This window comes from Acidovorax benzenivorans, assembly GCF_028680575.1.
Taxonomy (GTDB): Bacteria; Pseudomonadota; Gammaproteobacteria; order Burkholderiales; family Burkholderiaceae_C; genus Acidovorax; species Acidovorax benzenivorans.
This window is the reverse complement of record NZ_JAPCKI010000006.1, coordinates 207,709-224,583: the sequence shown is the minus strand read 5'-3', so window position 1 is coordinate 224,583 and position 16,875 is coordinate 207,709. Positions and strand designations below refer to the sequence as shown.

Here is a 16,875-nt window from a genome sequence, read left to right as displayed (position 1 = left end):
CCTCGCAAGCCTCTTCGGAGGCTTTTTTGATGCCTGCGGGATATTGATCCGTCTTGCTCCTGACCAAGACAGCCGCGAGCGCGCCGCCGACCTGGGCGTGAGTGTGGAAGTGGTGGCCAAGGCGATCGAGACCATGCTGGGTGGCCGCACCGTGACGCGCTACAAGCGCGATGTCGAGCAGTACGACGTGATCATCATGCAGACCGAAGCGCGGGGCCGCACCACACCCGAGAACATTGACACCATCTATGTGCGTGGCCGCAACGACGCGATGATTCCGCTGACCAGCCTGGTCAATGTGCGCGAGAGTGTGAGCCCGCGCGAGCTGAACCACTTTGGGCAGCGCCGCTCGGCCACCATCACGGCCAACCTGTCGTCCGACTACTCGCTGGGCCAGGCCATCACGTTCATGAACGACACGGCCACCAAGGTGCTCAAGCCTGGCTACACCACCGACCTGAACGACGCCTCGCACGAATTCAAGAACTCGCAAGGTGCGCTGGGCGCGGTGTTTGTGCTGGCGCTGATGTTCATCTTCCTGGTGCTGGCGGCGCAGTTCGAGAGCTTCATCGACCCGCTCGTCATCATGGTGTCGATGCCGCTGTCGATGATTGGTGCGCTGCTGGCGCTCAAGTGGAGCGGCGGCTCACTCAACGTGTATTCGCAAATCGGGTTGATCACGCTGGTGGGGCTGATGGAGGTGCTGGTTGAGCAGGTGGTGGCGCGGGTGGCTCAGGCCAGCACAGCCTGCACTGCGTCCTGCAACTCCTGGCCACCCTGCGGGCGCACCAGGCGTGCCACTTCTTTGCCGTCCTTCAGAAAAACCAGCGTAGGCCACAGCTTCACGCCAAACGTGCGGCCCAGGCGCTGGCCGGGGCCGTCTTCCACCTTGATGTGCGCAATGTCCGCGCGGTCTTTCAGAGCGGCCTCGATCAGCGGCTGGGCGCGCTGGCAGTGGCCGCACCACGGCGTGCCGAACTCGACCACCGTGGCGCCTGCCAGGCGGTCTACATCGTCGCGGGATGGGGGCTGGGCAAGGTGTTGTGCGGCGTAGGGCATGGCGTGAATCGTTGTCTGTAGTTTGGGGTGGAAAGCGGGTTTCAGGGCATCCCGACGGTAGATGACATGCACCGGCCTGCAGTGCATTGCCGTGTCAGATCACGCCGTCAAACATCATCACATCCACCGTGTCGCCCACGGCCACATTTCCCTGGCCGTGGTGCAGCACGATGAGCCCGTTGGCCTGCACCATGGAGCTGAGCACGCCCGAGCCTTGGTTGCCCGTGGTGCGCACCTGCAGGGTGCCGTCGGCGGCGGTGGTGACGGTGCCGCGCTGGTACTCGGTGCGGCCCGGCTTTTTGCGCATGGCCTCGGTGCTGGTTGCGCGCAGCAGCGGCGGTGCGGTGCGGGTGCTGCCCATCATGCGCAGCAGGGCGGGGCGCACAAAGGCCAGGAAGGTCACCATCACCGCCACGGGGTTGCCGGGCAAGCCGAACAACACCGCACCGCTGTGGGGTTGGTTGATATCATTTTGATAGCTGCTTGCGCTTGATGGATAAGCGCTAGAGGCCAAATTTGCTTGATTTTCTGTGGTGGCAATGCGCCCCACCGCCATGGGGCGGCCCGGGCGCATGGCGATGCGCCAGAAGGCCACGTCGCCCAGCTTTTTCATCATGGTGCGGGTGTGGTCGGCCTCGCCCACGCTCACGCCGCCACTGGTGATGATGGCGTCGGCCTGCTGGGCCGCTTGGCGAAAGGCGGCTTCGAGCAGTGCGGGCTCGTCACGCACCACGCCCAGGTCAATCACCTCCACCCCCATGCGCGTGAGCAGACCAAACACGGTGTAGCGGTTGCTGTCGTACACGGCGCCTTCGCGGGGGGGCTCGCCCAGGCTCAGGATCTCGTCGCCGGTGGAGAAATACGCCACGCGCAGGCGGCGGTACACCATGACGGTGGGCAGACCCAGGCTGGCCACCAGGCCCAGGGCGGCGGGCGTCAGCAGCTCGCCACGGGCCAGGGCCACGCGGCCTTCCATGATGTCTTCGCCCTTGAAGCGGCGGTTGTCTCCGGCGCGCAGCACATCGGCTGCGATGGCGATGTGGCCGTCGGCAGCGGTGGTGGTGAACTCTTGTGGCACCACCGTGTCGAGCCCGGCGGGCATGATGGCACCGGTCATGATCTTCACGCACTCACCCGCCGCCACCGTGCCCGCCCAGGCCTTGCCTGCCAGCGCGGTGCCGACCACACGCAGCGTGAGGGGCTGCCCGGCCACCAATTGGGCGCCTGCAAACGCATAGCCGTCCATGGCCGAGTTGTCATGGGGTGGCACGCTGACCGGTGAGATCACATCCTGCGCCAGCACGCGGCCCAGCGCGCTGAACAGGGGCAGCGCTTCGGTGGCGGTGACGGGCTCTACCAGCCGGTCCAGGAAGGTGTTCACATCCGCAGCGCTCAGGGCCTGCGGGTCGTAGCCTTGTAGCTCGGCGGCAATCTGGGCAATGGTTTTCATGGGGTGGAGTCGCTTGAATTCAGTCGGAGAGCAGCCGCACCATGTGCAGCTTGTCGTAGCCCACACCATCCACCACGATGGCGTTGGGCAGCAGGCCCCAGGCGCGGAACCCGGCCTGCTCGTACAGGCGCACCACGTGGGGGTTGGAGGCGGTGACGGTGAGCACCAGCTGGGTCAGCCCTGGCACATGGCCTGCGGCACGCACGCAGGCGTCCACCAGCCGCCGACCAATGCCCCGGCGCTGCGCACCGGGCGACACCATCATGCCCACCACCACGGCGCAGTGGCGCTGTTTGGTGCGCTGCTCGCGCTCGCAGCCCAGGCAGCCCAGCAGTTGGCCTGCAGCGTCGAAGGCGCCCAGGAAGAACTGGCCGGACTCCAGCGCGCCAAAGCGCGCCACGTACTCACTGGCATCGCGGCCCACGGAGGATTCGTAGTCCGAGGTGAACGCATCCGGCGCGGTGCGCAGTGCCTCGTCGCGCAGGGCTTTGTAGGCCACGGCGTCGGTGGCGACCAGGGGGCGGATCTGCACCGCGCCAGTGTCCACCGTCGTGCGAGCGTTCATGGGGTTGCGGGCTGGTCAGGCCTTGTGCGCGCTGCTGCTTTCCAGCGCGTGCAGCTCGGCCAGCGTATTGGCGTTGAAGAAGGCCTGCGGGTCATCGCCCGGCTGGTCAAACGGCACGATGGCGCAGCGATGCTGGCCCGTCCAGGCGTCGATCTTGCGGCCACCGGCCTGGGTGAAGGCGACCAGGCTTTCGAGCAGGTCCACGCGCAGCAGGCAGAACACAGGCTGCGGGCGCACGGTGGTCTGGCCCTTGCCATCGTCTTCCGGCGCGGCGGCCATGGCAATGTCGGCGCCCTCAGCGTCTGCCGCTGCCGCCAGGCGCTGGGCGAGGTCCAGCGGAAACAGCGGGGTGTCGCAAGGCACCGTCAGCAGCCAGGGGGTTTCGCAGCGCTCCAGTCCGGTCAGAAAGCCCGCCAGGGGCCCGGCGTAGTCACTCAGCACATCAGGCCACACCGGCGTGCCGAAGGCCTCGTAGGCCGCCAGATTGCGGTTGGCATTGACCATGGTGGCGCCGGTCTGCATCTGCAGCCGCATCAGTGTGTGCAAGGCCAACGGCAGGCCCCGAAAGTTTTGCAGGCCTTTATCCACCCCGCCCATGCGGGAGCCGCGGCCACCGGCGAGGACGAGGCCGGTAATGTCTTGGGTTTGGGTCATATGTTTTTTTGAGAGGGTCTGGACAGCGTGGCGTTGGATGGCGCGATACCCCATGCCATCGCCCCACGGTGTGGGGCTGGATGCGCAGGCTACCCTCCGATGTAGCTCATCTCCACCCGCCGCGCACCGCCCGGCGTGGTATCCGCAGGCAGGCTGCTGCGCAGCTCCGAATACCGGTCGCCGCGCTGCTGCCAGATGGGGGCGATGGCCGATGCAATCGCTTCGTCGCTGGCGCCGCCACGTAGCAGGGTGCGCAGGTCGTAGCCTTCGGATGCAAACAGGCACAGATACAACTTGCCTTCGGTGGACAGGCGGGCGCGGTTGCAGTCGTGGCAGAAGGCCTGCGTCACGCTGCTGATCACGCCCACTTCGCCCAGCGGGGGGTCGTATTGGCCCTGGGCATTGGCGTAGCCCCAGCGCTCGGCGGTTTCGCCGGGGTTGTTCGGGCTGAGCTGCACCAGCGGCAGCTCGGCGCGCAGGCGCTCGATCAGCTCGGCCGAGGGCAGCACCTCGTCCATGCGCCAGCCATTGGTGGCGCCCACGTCCATGTATTCAATGAAACGCAGCGTGGTGCCCGTGCCGCGAAAGTGGCGCGCCATGGGCAAAATTTCGTGGTCGTTGGTGCCGCGTTTGACCACCATGTTGACCTTGATGTGCGACAGGCCTGCTGCGTGCGCCGCCTCAATGCCCGCCAGCACATCAGCCACCGGAAAGTCCACATCGTTCATGCGGCGAAACACCGCGTCATCCAGGCCGTCCAGGCTCACGGTCACGCGGTTCAGGCCTGCGTCCTTCAAGGCCTTGGCCTTGCGCGCGAGCAGCGACCCGTTGGTGGTGAGTGTGAGGTCGGGGGCCACACCGTCCACCGTGCGCAGCTGGGCCAGTTGCGCCACCAAGTCTTCGAGGTTCTTGCGCAGCAGGGGCTCGCCACCTGTGAGGCGGATCTTGCGCACTCCGTGCGCCAGAAATAGCCGCGCCAGCCGCGTGATCTCCTCAAAATTCAACAGCGCGCCGTGTGGCAGGTAGGGGTAGTCCTTGTCGAATACTTCCTTGGGCATGCAGTAGTTGCAGCGGAAGTTGCAGCGGTCCGTCACGCTGATGCGCAGGTCACGCAGCGGGCGGCCCCGGGTGTCGGTGAGTTGGCCGGTGGGGGCCACGGGGTGTGTGGGCACCCGCGCCGCCAGAGCGGCGATGCGTTGGTCCACCAGAGGAATCACACGTTCGGCCATAAGGGGCGATTTTGCCGCATAGGCCTGTGCAGAGGGGTAAGCCCCTGCGCAGAGAGTTGATCGCGGTCAAGTTTTGCACCGGCGTTGGTGTGCCCCGCCTTTGACGTGGCGCATTGTGTCCTGAATGTTGCACGGCAACAATCCGGGCATCCGATTTCAAGGGGATTCCCATGTTGACGCGCGAACTATCAGCCGATGCCATGCCATGCCAGCGCCGTGTGGCGGTTCAATGGGTAGCGGCGGGCATCCTGCTGCCTACCTGGGCCATGAGCGCCCAGGCGCAGATGGGGTTGTCGGGGGCCATCAACTATGCGGGCTGGTTTCGCGCGCTCTCGCAACGCATGGCCAAGGCCTATTGCCAGCAGTACCTGCAGGTGTTGCCCGGAGCGGCGGTGGATGTGATGGGACTCGCGCGCAAGATGGTGCAGTCGGGCAGCAGTGAACTGGCCAAGGGCATGCAGTCGGGGCAATGGCCTGCCGATGTGGGGCGTCAACTGGCAGAGGTGCAAAAACAGTTTGCCCTGCTCAACCAGCTGACCGCAGCGCCAGCCACCCAGACCGCGTTGGTGGTTGCGGCTTCTGAGCAGGCGGACCGCACCCTGCTGATTGCGCAGGCGGTGACCGAGTCCATCGAGAAGATGGCTCAGGCCCCCAGTGCCCGCCTGGTGAACCTGGCGGGCCGCCAACGCATGTTGTCGCAGCGCCTGGCCAAGAACTATTTCCTGAACGCAGCCAAGGTGGAATCCAAGGTGGTGCAGGCGCAGTTGGCGTCTGATGCGGCCGACTTTCGCCTGGTGCTGCAGACCCTCAAGGCAGCGCCTGTGTCTACCCCCGCCATCCGCAACGAGCTGGAGCTGGCCGATTCGCAGTGGCTTTTCTTTGATTCGGCCCTGCGCCGACCGGCCGATGACGCGGGGCTCAGCGCCGTGGCCACTACCAGCGAACGCCTGCTGGGCGTGATGGACAAGCTCACCGGCCTGTACGAAACCGCCCTGCGCGAAGTGCTGGGCTGAGGGGGGCTCGGAGAGCTGAGAAGGTTCTGTGCCATCGATCAGCCGCCGCAGGCCGCGTGCTGGGTGAAGTCCGCCAGCTGGCAACCCCGTCCCACGAGCACCAGCCGCGTGTCCAGCGCAGTGAAGAACCCCGGAGGCGGTGGCAGCGGCAGTCGCTGCACGCGTTTGTGTGCGTCGATGCGCACCGCTGCCAGCTCGTAGTCGCGCGCCAGGGCCATCCACAGGCCATGGGCACCCGCGGACTGGCGGGCTCCCGTCATAAGGCTGCGGCCAGAGTCCAGCCACCAGCGGTAGATGACTGATGCGATTCCCAAGCGGCGGTAGCCGTCCACCACCTTGGCGTGGGGTGCGCGCAGGTGGCGGTCGGTGCGGCGGTCCACCTCGACCAGCCGGTTGAACACGGTGTAGGCCACGATGCGGTTGCGCTGCGGGTCGATGGCATACACAAAATATTCGCCATCGGCCTCGCGCAGGCGAAACACCAGCCCGCGCAGGTGCAAGGGCAACGGCTGCATCGCGTCGCGCGTGCGGTGATTGGTGCGGATGCGGTCGTGCAGGGCGTCGAACTCGCGCTGGATGTCGCGGCCCGACAGGTCCACGTCGATGCGCAGTTCGGTCAGCAGCTGGGCCCACCGGCCCAGCAAGCCCTGGCCGGGCCATGGGTTGGTAGTGGCGATGGCGCCGCGTGGGGCGTGCAGGCTGCAGGCACTGGCCATCATGGCGTGGTCCTTTGGCCATCGGCATCGGTCCAGCAGCCGCTCAGCAGGCGCGCTGGTTGTTCGCGGGCGCACACTTTGGCGCTGTGAGGCCAGTCGGGCAGCGGCACGACGAGGCCTGCGTAGACACCATAGGCCTCGCCCGCTGCAATGGTTTCGCCCGCCCACAGCGTTTCGCCCGCGCGGATGGCCCCTCCGGCGTGGATGTGTCCACCCGCACGCACGCCCCAGCCCACCTGCAGGTGGCCCTTGCAGTCCACGTCGCCCGCCACCCACAGGCCCCGGGCGGCCTGCACGGCGGCATCGGCTTGCAAATGCCCGCCCACCTTGATGCCGCCGTCGCAGCCCAGGTCGCCCACCACCCGCAGATCCTGGGCCACCCGGCAGTGGCCGCCGATGTGGGCGGTGGCCCCGCAGTCCAGCTCGCCGCCCACCCGCAGGCTGCCTGTGCACTGCAGCCGCTGCGCCACCGCCAGGGACCAGCCCACGCGCGCGTCGCCATGCAGCCGCGCGCTGGCATCGCAGCGCACGGCGCCCGATACGCGCAGGTCTTCACCCACCCGCAGTGCACCGCCCACCCGCAGGCCGCCCAGCACGCTCAGGCTGCGGCCCGTGCGCAGCACCCCTTCGACGTTGGCATGGCCCTGGCAGCGCACGCTACCGGCAAACACCAGCGCGTCAGCCTCCAGGTGCTCCACCTCCAGCACATCGTTGGTCGGGCCAAACTGGTCGAGCATCCAGCAGGCGTCTTCCACGCGGCCCTCGCGCACCAGGTCATCCAGCAGGGTCTGGTAGTTGCTGGCGCCCTCCTGGCGGCGCAAGTACCAGCGGTAGCCGTCGGCACAGGGCTGCTTGGCACGGATGAAGTGGCGGGTGATGTCGGTAGCGACGGCCGCGTTGGCGGGGGCATCACCGGCGGGCAGGCTGCGCGCAGGGGCGTACGGGGCGAGAGAAATCTCGCTGGAGGGAAACGGGGGCATGGACACTCCTGACGTTCGCGCCCCGGCAGTCACCAAGGCGCAAGCTGGCGCTGGGCGAGGGGCCCGGCGACAGGAGGTGCGCGAAAAGAATGCGGAGGGGAAGGGGTGTCGCCGGGCTCAGGAGTCTGCAGTGAGCGTGCAGACTTGGCGGTCACCGGCCTGGAGCGTGGCCTGCGAGCGTGCGGCACGGCGCAGCGGCGTATTGGCGCTGGCAGTCGTGGCGGGGGAGTGGCTCGCAAACATCGGCGGCACTATAGGCAGCGGCTTCAAGACCGTCAAATCAATCCGCACTGCGCAGGTGCGGATTGGGGCACGGAGGGGCGAGGGTTGTGGTGGCTTGCCCCTTCCCTCAGACCCTCCTCGGGTTCTTACACGCAGCGCCCGCCATCCACCTCAATGCACACGCCGCTGATGAAAGAAGCTTCGTCGCTCGCCAGGTACAGCGCCGCGTTGGCCACGTCGAGCGCGGTGGAGAAGCGCCCCAGCGGAATGGTGGCCAGAAACTTGGCGCGGCGCGCCTCGTCCACCGGGCCGCCTGCAAATTCGGCGGCCAGGCCGGTGTCGGGGTTGAACACGGGGTTGATGCAGTTCACGCGGATGTTGTCGGGGCCCAGCTCGGCCGCCATGGACTTGCTGGTGATGATGACTGCGCCCTTGGAGCCGTTGTACCAGGTCAGGCCCGGACGGGGGCGCAGCCCGGCGGTGGACGCGATGTTGATGATGCTGCCGCCACCCGTCTGGCGCAATGCGGGCACGGCGTGGATGGCCGACAGGTAAATGCTCTTCATGTTGATGGCATAGACCTTGTCGAACTCGTCCTCGCTCACTTCGAGCATGGGGCGGTTGCGGTGCGTCCAGCCTGCGTTGTTGACCACCACGTCCAGGCGGCCGTACAGGCGCACGGCTTCATCGACCATGGCTTTCACCTCGGCGGACTTGGTTACGTCGGCCTTGAAGAAGGCGGCTGTGCCACCGGCTGCCGTGATCTCGGCCACCACGCGCTGGCCACCGGCCTCGTTGATGTCGTTGACGATGACCTTGCCGCCCTCTGCGGCCAGGCGCTTGGCGATGCCTTCGCCAATGCCGTTACCGGCGCCGGTGACGATGATGGATTTGTTCTGCACACGCATGGGTGTCTCCGATGGGTTGTGGTGAGATATATCAAAAATGATAGCTGCTAGCGCTTATTCAACCTGCGCTAGAGCCCAATTTGGCTGGAATTTCAGTGGTAAGGGCCGTATCGGCTGCCGGGGCAGATGCCTTGGGCTCCCGGCCATAGAACTGGGGAAAAAACTCTTTCACCCCGTTGCCGTTGAAGTCCCACCCCGTGCACTGGCCCAGGTGGCGCGGCGGCTCGCCGGGGCTGCTGGCGGCAAACACCGCAGGCACCGACTGGAACGCCGCCGTGGCCAGGTTGAACAGCAGCTCGCGCAGGTGCGTGCAGCTTTCCACGCCGCCAAGATGCTTCTGGATGGCCTGGCGCCAGCCGCGCGCCATGCTGCAGCCCACCATGCGCTGCAGCGCAGCCTGGGCCTCGGTGCAGCCCTTGAGCGGGTGCGAATCCATGGCCACATCCACCGCCTGCACCACCAACTGGCGGTTCACGGTCACGCGCAGCCACATGTGGTGGATGGCTTCGCCCGCCATGCGCGTGCGCGTCGGGTCGCGGTGCGAGGGGGCGTCGTAGGCCTTGCTGTCGTGCAGCTCGCCTTCGATGTCCCACAGACCGTCGTCGCGTTCAAAGCCCTGGTAGTTCACCCGGCGGACATGCTTCAGGGTGCGGGGGGCGGGGGGGCTCAGGGGCATGGAGGAGGAAAAATCGTCGTACAGAAGCAGCCGAGGTTAGCGGGGCCTGCCCGTGCCGTCGTGCGCGGGCGGGACACCTTGTGGTGCTTCAACCGTACTTGATGGCGACGGTCTTCAAGGTGGTGAAGCCGTACAGCGCTTCAAAGCCCTTTTCGCGTCCGTAGCCGCTGGATTTGACGCCGCCAAAGGGCAGCTCCACACCGCCGGCCGCGCCGTAGTTGTTGATGAACACCTGGCCGCTGTGCACGCGCTTGGCCATGCGGAACTGGCGCGCACCGTCGCGCGTCCAGATGCCGGCCACCAGGCCGAATTGCGTGGCGTTGGCCAGCTCCACCGCGTGGTCCTCGTCCTGGAAGGCCATGGCTGACAGCACGGGGCCGAACACTTCCTCCTGCGCCAGGCGGTGGCCCACGGGCACATCGCGCAGCAGGGTGGGGGCCTGGTAGTAACCGGTCTCGGGGGCTTCGTCTACCACCACGCCCTGGGCCACCATGGGGATGCCTGCGACCTGTGCGTCCGACAGAAAGTCCCACACGCGCTGCTGCTGCGTCTGGCGGATCAGCGGGCCCACGTCCAGGTCCATGGCGGCGGGGCCTACGCGCAGCTTCTCAAACGCCTTGCCCAGGCGTTCCAGCAGCGGCTCGTAAATCAGCGAGTCGATCAGCACGCGCGAGCCTGCCGAGCAGGTCTGCCCGGCGTTCTGCACGATGGCGTTGATGACCACGGGGATGGCGGCATCCAGGTCGGCATCGGCAAAGATGATCTGCGGGCTCTTGCCGCCCAGCTCCAGCGTCACGGGGCAGTGGCGCTCGGCGGCCACCTGCTGGATCAGCGTGCCGATCTTGGGGCTGCCGGTGAAGCTGATGTGGTCGATGCCGGGGTGGCGCGCCAGCGCGTCGCCCACCTCGTGGCCGTAACCGGTGACGATGTTCAGTGCGCCGGAGGGGAAGCCCACCTCGGCCGCCAGCTGCGCCACGCGGATCAGCGACAGGCAGGCGTCCTCGGCGGGCTTGACCACACACACATTGCCCGCAGCCAGGGCGCCGCCCACGCTGCGGCCAAAGATCTGCATGGGGTAGTTCCAGGGGATCACATGGCCCGTCACGCCGTGGGGCTCGCGCCAGGTCAGCACGCTGTAGCCGTCGGGGTAGGGAATGGTCTCGCCGTGGAACTTGTCGCACGCACCGGCGTAGAACTCGAAGTAGCGCGCCAGTGCAATCGCGTCGGCCCGTGCCTGCTTGGTGGGCTTGCCGCAGTCACGCTGCTCCAGGGCCGTCAGCTCGTCGGCATGCTCCAGGATCTTGGCCGAGAGCTTTTGCAGCAAACGGCCCCGCTCCACCGGGGCCAACTTTTGCCACACCGCGTTGTAGCACTGGCGGGCTGCATGCACCGCCGCGTCGATGTCATCGGCGTTGCTGCGCTGGATCTCGTCGAAGGGCTGGCCGTCGGACGGGTCGATCACAGGGATCGTGCGGCCCGAGGACGAGGGCACCGAGGCGTTGGCGATGTAGTTCAGTTGCATGGTCGTCATTTTGCCCGGAAATGGAATGTGTGCTTAGTATTTAAGTGAAAACCGGCCTATGCGCCAGTGTTGCATGCCTTAAATGCTATTGATTTGATAGTAATCAGGAGCAGGCGGCTCGCAGGGCGGCCAGGTTCAGAATCTCCACCTCGCCACGCTGCACGCGCACCAGGTGGCGTGACTCCAGGTCCTTGAGGATCTGGTTGGTGGTCTGCCGCGAGATCGCCAGCATCAGCGACAACTGCTCTTGCGAGATGCCGATCACGCGGCGCGACTGCCCCTCGGCCGTCCACTGCCCGTAGCCCTCGGCCATCATCACCAGGCGCCGCGCCAGGCGTTGCGGTGCGGGCAGCAGCGCCAGCTCTTCCATGGCCACAAACGCTGAGCGCAACTTGTCGGTGAGCAGCAGGGCCAGCGCATGCCAGTGCTGCGGGTGGGCCTGCAGCCAGTGCTGCAGCCGCTCGTGCGGGACGTGCAGCAGCGTGGTTGGCTCGGTGGCTTGCGCATCGTGTGTGCGGGCCGAGTTGTCGAACACCGAGATCTCGCCAAACCAGTGCGGCGGCTCCAGGCGGATTAGCAGCGCGGCCCGTGCCTCGTCGGCCCGCCCCCCGGTGCCCGAGATGCTGACCGCGCCGCGCACCACCGCATACAGGCCACAGGGCGCATCACCGCGCCGGAACAGCACCTCGCCCACCTGCAGGTGGCGCAACTGCGCCATCGCAATCAGCGGCTGGGCAAAGTCGGGTGGCAGGTGGGCAAACCAGCGGCCAGACTGGAGAACGGGCAGGTAGGCAGCGGGGTCGGTCATGCGATGCGAGTGGACGGGGCGAGGTGTGTGGCTGGGTTTTTGTCGTGTGCACGACAGACGCTGGCGCGCCCCCGGAGCGAGTATTGATGCTGCGCAAAACAAATGCTGGAGACACCCATGAAAACCCTGATCGACCACCTCTCTCAATACGCCGACTACCACCGCGACCCGCGCAACATCCACACCCATTTTGTGGGTGTGCCCATGATCATGTTCGCCGTCGTCATCCTGCTGTCGCGCCCGACCTGGGCGGTGGGCCAGCTGCCTTTGAGCCCGGCACTGTTCGGCGCGCTGGCTGCCAGCGTTTTCTACTTCCGGCTGGACATGCGTTTTGGCCTGGCCATGGCGACCCTGCTGGCAGCCATGCTGATGGGCGGGCAGTGGGTGGCGGTACAAAGCCTGGCGGTGTGGCTGGCCACGGGCATCGGTCTGTTTGCCGTGGGGTGGGTGATCCAGTTTGTGGGCCACTACTACGAAGGCCGTAAGCCTGCGTTTGTGGACGACCTGGTGGGCCTGATCGTGGGCCCGCTGTTTGTGGTGGCTGAGTGGGCCTTTGCCCTGGGCCTGCGCAAGGAGGTGCAAGCGGCGGTGGAGTCACGCAGCGGCCCGGTGCGCCAGCGCGCGGGGCACCAGGCAGCGTAGATTCAATGCCCGCGAGCCCAGTCAGTCCTGGGTAGTCGGCATCACCTCCGTCAGCCCCCATGAGGGCTGGTTGGTCCTGCGGGTCCGTCATCGACCTGTTGTTCCGGCAGACGGTCGGCTGGTCCATGAGGCACCGTATCGACACTGAATGGATGCTCAACGCGCTGATGATGGTGCTGAGGCGTCGGCAACCCAAAAGCGCTGTCATCACCCACTCCGAACAAGGCCGTCAGTTCAGTGCGCATGCATGGCAGGGCCCTCTGAGCGATCACAACCGAGTCTCCAGCATGAGCCGTCGGGGCAATTGCCTTGACAACACCGTGGCCGAGAGCTTCGTCCGACTTCTCAAGCGAGAGCGAATTCGTCGCCAGACCGACCCAAACTGCGATCAAGCAGAGTCGATTACTTTCATGACATCGGGATGTTTTACAACCCTCGGCGACGCTACAGCAATGCTGGAGATACCTCATCGGTAGCGTTCAAAAAGACCCCATTCCCAACGGCTCAAAAGTGTCTGGGGAACCTGGGGCGATTCAACGCAAATCGTTCATTAGGTCCAAATTAGGTCAAAGTTCAGTCTTGCCCGGCCAAAGTAGACCGCATAGCATCCCTGTCAAGCACCCACCACCATGAGGTGCTGCACAAAAACATGACAGGAGACAAGCCTTGCCATCCACCCGCTGGAGTCACTGCGGCGCCGAAGACCTGGGCGTCTTGCAGACCATCTTCTGGTCCGCAGGCGCGTCGCGCAATGCACTCGCGCAGCGCTTGGCCTATTCCAAGAGCAAGGCCAACGCCATGGTGGCGGCGTTGCTCGATGAAGGCCTGCTCGACGAGGTGGGCCTGCAAGAGTCCTCTGGCGGCCGGCGTGCCGAAACCCTGCGTTTGAGCGAAACCCTGGGCGTGGTGATTGGCGCCGACCTGGGCGCGACCAGCATGCAGGTCGCAGTGATGCGCCCCGACATGACGGTGCTGGTGCGGCACCGCGAGCCCATTGATGTGCGCCAGGGGCCGGGCGTGATCCTGGCGCGGGTGCGGGGGCTGATGCGCGAGCTGCTGGCGCGCTGCGGGCTCGCTGCAAATCAGGTGATTGCCATTGGCATGGGCGTGCCGGGGCCGGTGGATTTTGAAAGCGGGCAGCTCGTCAACCCGCCGCTGATGCCCGACTGGGACGGCTTTTCCATCCGCGACTACCTGCGCGAGGCGTTTGCCGCGCCGGTGTTTGTGGACAACGACGTGAACCTGATGGCGCTGGGCGAGATGTACCGGCTGCAGCGCAATCTGCCCAACTTCCTGGTGATCAAAGTGGGCACGGGCATTGGCTGCGGCATCGTGTGCCACGGGCAGGTGTACCGGGGCGCCAATGGCTCGGCGGGCGATGTGGGCCACATCTGCGTGGACCAGCACGGCCCGCGCTGCCACTGCGGCAACCAGGGCTGTGTGGAGGCGATGGCGGCAGCGCCCGCCATGGCGCGCATGGCTATCGAGGCCGCGCAGCGTGGCGAAAGCGCGCTGCTGGCCGAGCGGCTGCAAAGCACGGGCACGCTGACGATTGAAGACGTGGCCCAGGCCAGCCGCACGGGCGATGTGGCTGCCAACGCCATCATCCAGCGCGCGGGCAGCTTGGTGGGGCAGATGCTGGCGTCCATCGTCAACTTCTTCAACCCGTCGCATGTGTTCATTGCGGGACGGGTGACGGACATGGGGCCGCTGTTCCTCGCGTCGGTGCGGCAGAGCGTGTACCACCGTTCGCTGGCGCTTTCTACGCGGCATCTGGAGATTCAATACGCGCCGCTGGCCGACGATGCCGGTGTGGTGGGCGCGGGCGTGCTGGCGATGCAAGAGAGCCTGTCACGCGCGGGCTCGGTGACGGGTGCGGGCGTTGGTGTGGGGGCAGCGCGATGAGCGTAGCCGTCGAGTTCCGCAATATCACCAAGGAGTTTGGCCCGGTGCGCGTGCTGCACGGGGTGGGCTTTGCGCTGCAGCCGGGCCGCGTCTATGGCCTGCTGGGCGAGAACGGCGCGGGCAAGTCCACGCTGATGAAGATCCTGGCGGGGTACGAGAGCCCGACCACCGGAGAGGTGGTGGTGGACGGCGCGGTGCGTGCACCCGGCGGCGGATCGCGGGCGGCCGAGGCGCAGGGCATTGTGCTGATCCACCAGGAGTTCAACCTGGCGGACGACCTGACGATTGCGCAGAACATCTTCTTGGGCCACGAGATCAAGCGCGGCCCCTTCCTGGACGACAAGGCGATGCGCGAGAAGACGCGCGAGGCGCTTGCCAAAGTGGGCTTGCCGCTGGACCCCGACACGCGGGTGCGCAAGCTCATCGTGGCTGAAAAGCAGCTGGTGGAGATTGCCCGCGCGCTGGCCCGCAATGCGCGCCTGCTCATCATGGACGAGCCCACCGCCACGCTGACCCCCGGCGAGACGGAGCGCCTGTTTGCGCTGATGGCCGGGCTCAAGGCGGCGGGCGTGACCATCATCTACATATCGCACAAGCTCGACGAAGTGGAGCGCACCACCGACGAGGTGGTGGTGATGCGCGACGGCCTGCTGGTGGCGCGTGAGCCCACGGCCAGCGTGACGCGGCGGCAGATGGCCAACCTGATGGTGGGCCGCGAGCTGGCTGATTTGTTCCCGCCCAAGCTGCCGGCGCCGCAGGATGGCGCACCGGCCATCCAGGTGCGCGGCCTCACGGTGCCGGGGTGGGCCGAGGGCGTGGACTTTGAGGTGCGGCGCGGCGAGATTCTGGGCTTTGCAGGGCTGGTGGGCGCGGGGCGCACGGAGCTGTTCGAGGGCCTGTTGGGCCTGCGCCCGCGCTCGGCCGGCACGGTGGAGCTGGCGGGCAAGCAGGTGCAGCTCAAGAGCCCGCGCGATGCGGCCCGGCACGGTCTCACGTATCTGAGCGAAGACCGCAAGGGCAAGGGCCTGCACGTGCATTTCAGCCTGCGCCCCAACCTGACGCTGATGGCGCTGGAGCGCTATGCCAAGCCCTGGCTCGACCCGGCGGCCGAGCAGGCCGCGCTGCGCGATGCGGTGCAGGAGTTCGGCATCCGCACCGGCTCGCTGGAGGTGCGCGCGTCGTCGCTGTCGGGCGGCAACCAGCAGAAGCTGGCGCTGGCCAAGGTGCTGCACCCCGGCCCGAGCGTGGTGGTGCTCGACGAGCCCACGCGCGGCGTGGACGTGGGCGCCAAGCGCGAGATTTATCACCTGGTGCAGCGCTTGGCAGAGCAGGGGCTTGCTGTTGTGGTGATTTCGTCCGAACTGATGGAGCTGATCGGCCTGTGCCACCGCGTGGCGGTGATGCGCGCCGGGCGGCTGCTGACCACGCTCCAAGAGCCTAATTTGACCGAAGAGGAGTTGATCACCCATGCCACAGGTACCCGCTGAAAACGCTACCACCGCAGCGGTTGCCGCAGCACCCGCACCATCTGTGGTACCCGGTGCAGGCCGCCACGGCGGCGCCACGGCCTGGTGGGGCAAGCTGCACGGGCTGGGCCCGGTCATCGGCCTGGTGCTGCTGTGCATTGCGGGCACGCTGCTCAACAGCAACTTTGCTACTTACGACAACGTGATGAACGTGCTCACGCGCACGGCCTTCATCGGCATCATCGCGGTGGGCATGTGCTTTGTGATCATCTCGGGCGGCATCGACCTGTCTGTGGGATCGATGGCGGCGCTGATCGCAGGCTCGGTCATCCTGTTCATGAACGCCATGGCGCCCGTGCTGGGCTCGCCCCTGGCGGCCGTGGTGGTGGGCATGCTGCTAGCCGTGGTGCTGGGCGCGGTGTTCGGGCTGGTGCACGGCCTGCTCATCACCAAGGGGCGCATCGAGCCCTTCATCGTGACGCTGGGCACGCTGGGCATCTTCCGTGCGTACCTCACGTACTTCTCGAACGGCGGCGCGATCACGCTGGAGAACGATCTTTCGGACATCTACAGCCCCGTGTACTACGCCAACCTGCTGGGCGTGCCCATCCCCGTGTGGATCTTTCTGCTGGTGGCTGTCATCGGCGGCGTGATCCTGAACCGCACGGCCTATGGCCGCTATGTGCAGGCCATCGGCTCCAACGAGCAGGTGGCGCAGTACGCGGCGGTGGACGTGCACAAGATCAAGATCCTGACGTACATGCTGCTCGGCGTTTGCGTGGGCATCGCCACGCTGCTGTACGTGCCGCGCCTGGGTTCTGCATCGCCCACCACGGGGCTTTTGTGGGAGCTGGAGGCGATCGCTGCGGTGATCGTGGGCGGCACGGTGTTGAAGGGCGGGGCGGGCAGCATCACCGGCACGGTGGTGGGCGCCATACTGCTCTCGGTCATCAGCAACATCCTCAACCTCACCAGCATCATCAGCGTGTACCTGAATGCTGCCGTGCAGGGCTTCGTGATCATTGCCGTGGCCTTCATGCAGCGCGGCAAGCGGTGATGG

At 66.5% G+C, this 16,875-nt stretch carries 18 protein-coding genes and 1 pseudogene; 7 read left to right on the top strand and 12 right to left on the bottom strand.

Translation table 11 applies throughout. The annotated features are described in order from the left end of the window. Positions 1–73: 73 nt before the first annotated feature. Positions 74–697: pseudogene (locus OIN59_RS13075) on the top strand (efflux RND transporter permease subunit); the annotation flags it as partial. Positions 698–732: 35 nt separating this feature from the next. On the opposite strand, the gene OIN59_RS13070 reads toward OIN59_RS13075, so the two are convergent. From OIN59_RS13070 to moaA, 5 genes are all read right to left on the bottom strand, one after another. After that, on the bottom strand, positions 733–1,059 hold the full coding sequence (locus OIN59_RS13070) for a thioredoxin family protein (RefSeq protein WP_274111184.1): 327 nt from the start codon (positions 1,057–1,059) through the stop codon (positions 733–735). A gap of 94 nt (positions 1,060–1,153) precedes the next feature. Next, positions 1,154–2,509: a molybdopterin molybdotransferase MoeA gene (gene moeA, locus OIN59_RS13065; RefSeq protein WP_274110927.1), complete on the bottom strand. Its 1,356-nt coding sequence runs from the start codon at positions 2,507–2,509 to the stop codon at positions 1,154–1,156. 19 nt (positions 2,510–2,528) lie between these two features. After that, positions 2,529–3,074, bottom strand: a complete 546-nt coding sequence (locus OIN59_RS13060; protein WP_274110925.1) for a GNAT family N-acetyltransferase — start codon at positions 3,072–3,074, stop codon at positions 2,529–2,531. A 15-nt stretch (positions 3,075–3,089) separates the two neighbouring features. Next, complete coding sequence (gene mobA / locus OIN59_RS13055) at positions 3,090–3,728, bottom strand: molybdenum cofactor guanylyltransferase MobA (protein WP_274110923.1); 639 nt, start codon at positions 3,726–3,728, stop codon at positions 3,090–3,092. Between the two features lie 89 nt (positions 3,729–3,817). Continuing rightward, positions 3,818–4,957 carry a GTP 3',8-cyclase MoaA gene (gene moaA / locus OIN59_RS13050; RefSeq protein WP_274110921.1) on the bottom strand — a complete coding sequence of 380 codons (1,140 nt, stop codon included), beginning with the start codon at positions 4,955–4,957 and terminating at the stop codon, positions 3,818–3,820. A gap of 170 nt (positions 4,958–5,127) precedes the next feature. Here moaA and OIN59_RS13045 point away from each other — a divergent pair, with 170 nt between their 5' ends. Beyond that, a complete protein-coding gene (locus tag OIN59_RS13045) occupies positions 5,128–5,970 on the top strand; it encodes a type IV pili methyl-accepting chemotaxis transducer N-terminal domain-containing protein (RefSeq protein ID WP_274110918.1) in 843 nt (280 codons plus the stop codon). Positions 5,971–6,008: 38 nt separating this feature from the next. Here the strand turns inward: OIN59_RS13045 and OIN59_RS13040 are convergent, their stop codons facing one another. The 7 genes from OIN59_RS13040 to OIN59_RS13010 all read right to left on the bottom strand — a co-directional run bounded on the left by OIN59_RS13040 (position 6,009) and on the right by OIN59_RS13010 (position 11,802). Then, the gene (locus tag OIN59_RS13040; RefSeq protein WP_274110916.1) at positions 6,009–6,689 is read right to left on the bottom strand and encodes a hypothetical protein; all 681 of its coding nucleotides are present in this window, start codon (positions 6,687–6,689) and stop codon (positions 6,009–6,011) included. Further along, entirely contained in the window at positions 6,686–7,666 is a 981-nt protein-coding gene (locus tag OIN59_RS13035) for a bactofilin family protein (protein ID WP_274110914.1), read from the bottom strand. The genes OIN59_RS13040 and OIN59_RS13035 overlap by 4 nt, the downstream gene beginning before the upstream one ends. 117 nt (positions 7,667–7,783) lie before the next feature. Then, positions 7,784–7,909: a hypothetical protein gene (locus OIN59_RS13030; protein WP_274110912.1), complete on the bottom strand. Its 126-nt coding sequence runs from the start codon at positions 7,907–7,909 to the stop codon at positions 7,784–7,786. 125 nt (positions 7,910–8,034) lie between these two features. Continuing rightward, a complete protein-coding gene (locus OIN59_RS13025; protein ID WP_274110910.1) occupies positions 8,035–8,796 on the bottom strand; it encodes an SDR family oxidoreductase in 762 nt (253 codons plus the stop codon). A gap of 58 nt (positions 8,797–8,854) precedes the next feature. After that, positions 8,855–9,472, bottom strand: a complete 618-nt coding sequence (locus OIN59_RS13020) for a DUF2889 domain-containing protein (protein ID WP_274110908.1) — start codon at positions 9,470–9,472, stop codon at positions 8,855–8,857. 88 nt (positions 9,473–9,560) lie between these two features. Continuing rightward, positions 9,561–10,994 (bottom strand): aldehyde dehydrogenase family protein, encoded by a 1,434-nt coding sequence (locus tag OIN59_RS13015; RefSeq protein ID WP_274110906.1) that lies wholly within the window; start codon positions 10,992–10,994, stop codon positions 9,561–9,563. Between the two features lie 103 nt (positions 10,995–11,097). Next, complete coding sequence (locus tag OIN59_RS13010) at positions 11,098–11,802, bottom strand: Crp/Fnr family transcriptional regulator (RefSeq protein ID WP_274110904.1); 705 nt, start codon at positions 11,800–11,802, stop codon at positions 11,098–11,100. A gap of 117 nt (positions 11,803–11,919) precedes the next feature. On the opposite strand from OIN59_RS13010, the gene OIN59_RS13005 reads away from it, so the two are divergent. The 5 genes from OIN59_RS13005 to OIN59_RS12990 all read left to right on the top strand — a co-directional run bounded on the left by OIN59_RS13005 (position 11,920) and on the right by OIN59_RS12990 (position 16,872). Continuing rightward, entirely contained in the window at positions 11,920–12,444 is a 525-nt protein-coding gene (locus OIN59_RS13005; protein ID WP_274110902.1) for an Mpo1 family 2-hydroxy fatty acid dioxygenase, read from the top strand. A gap of 59 nt (positions 12,445–12,503) precedes the next feature. Next, a complete protein-coding gene (locus OIN59_RS25365) occupies positions 12,504–12,920 on the top strand; it encodes a DDE-type integrase/transposase/recombinase (RefSeq protein WP_407655097.1) in 417 nt (138 codons plus the stop codon). Positions 12,921–13,110: 190 nt separating this feature from the next. Then, positions 13,111–14,349 (top strand): ROK family transcriptional regulator, encoded by a 1,239-nt coding sequence (locus tag OIN59_RS13000; protein ID WP_407655096.1) that lies wholly within the window; start codon positions 13,111–13,113, stop codon positions 14,347–14,349. Continuing rightward, positions 14,346–15,836 carry a sugar ABC transporter ATP-binding protein gene (locus OIN59_RS12995; RefSeq protein WP_274110900.1) on the top strand — a complete coding sequence of 497 codons (1,491 nt, stop codon included), beginning with the start codon at positions 14,346–14,348 and terminating at the stop codon, positions 15,834–15,836. Before OIN59_RS13000 ends, OIN59_RS12995 begins: the two co-directional genes overlap by 4 nt. Beyond that, entirely contained in the window at positions 15,817–16,872 is a 1,056-nt protein-coding gene (locus tag OIN59_RS12990; RefSeq protein WP_274110898.1) for an ABC transporter permease, read from the top strand. Before OIN59_RS12995 ends, OIN59_RS12990 begins: the two co-directional genes overlap by 20 nt. The last annotated feature ends 3 nt before the right edge of the window (positions 16,873–16,875 follow it).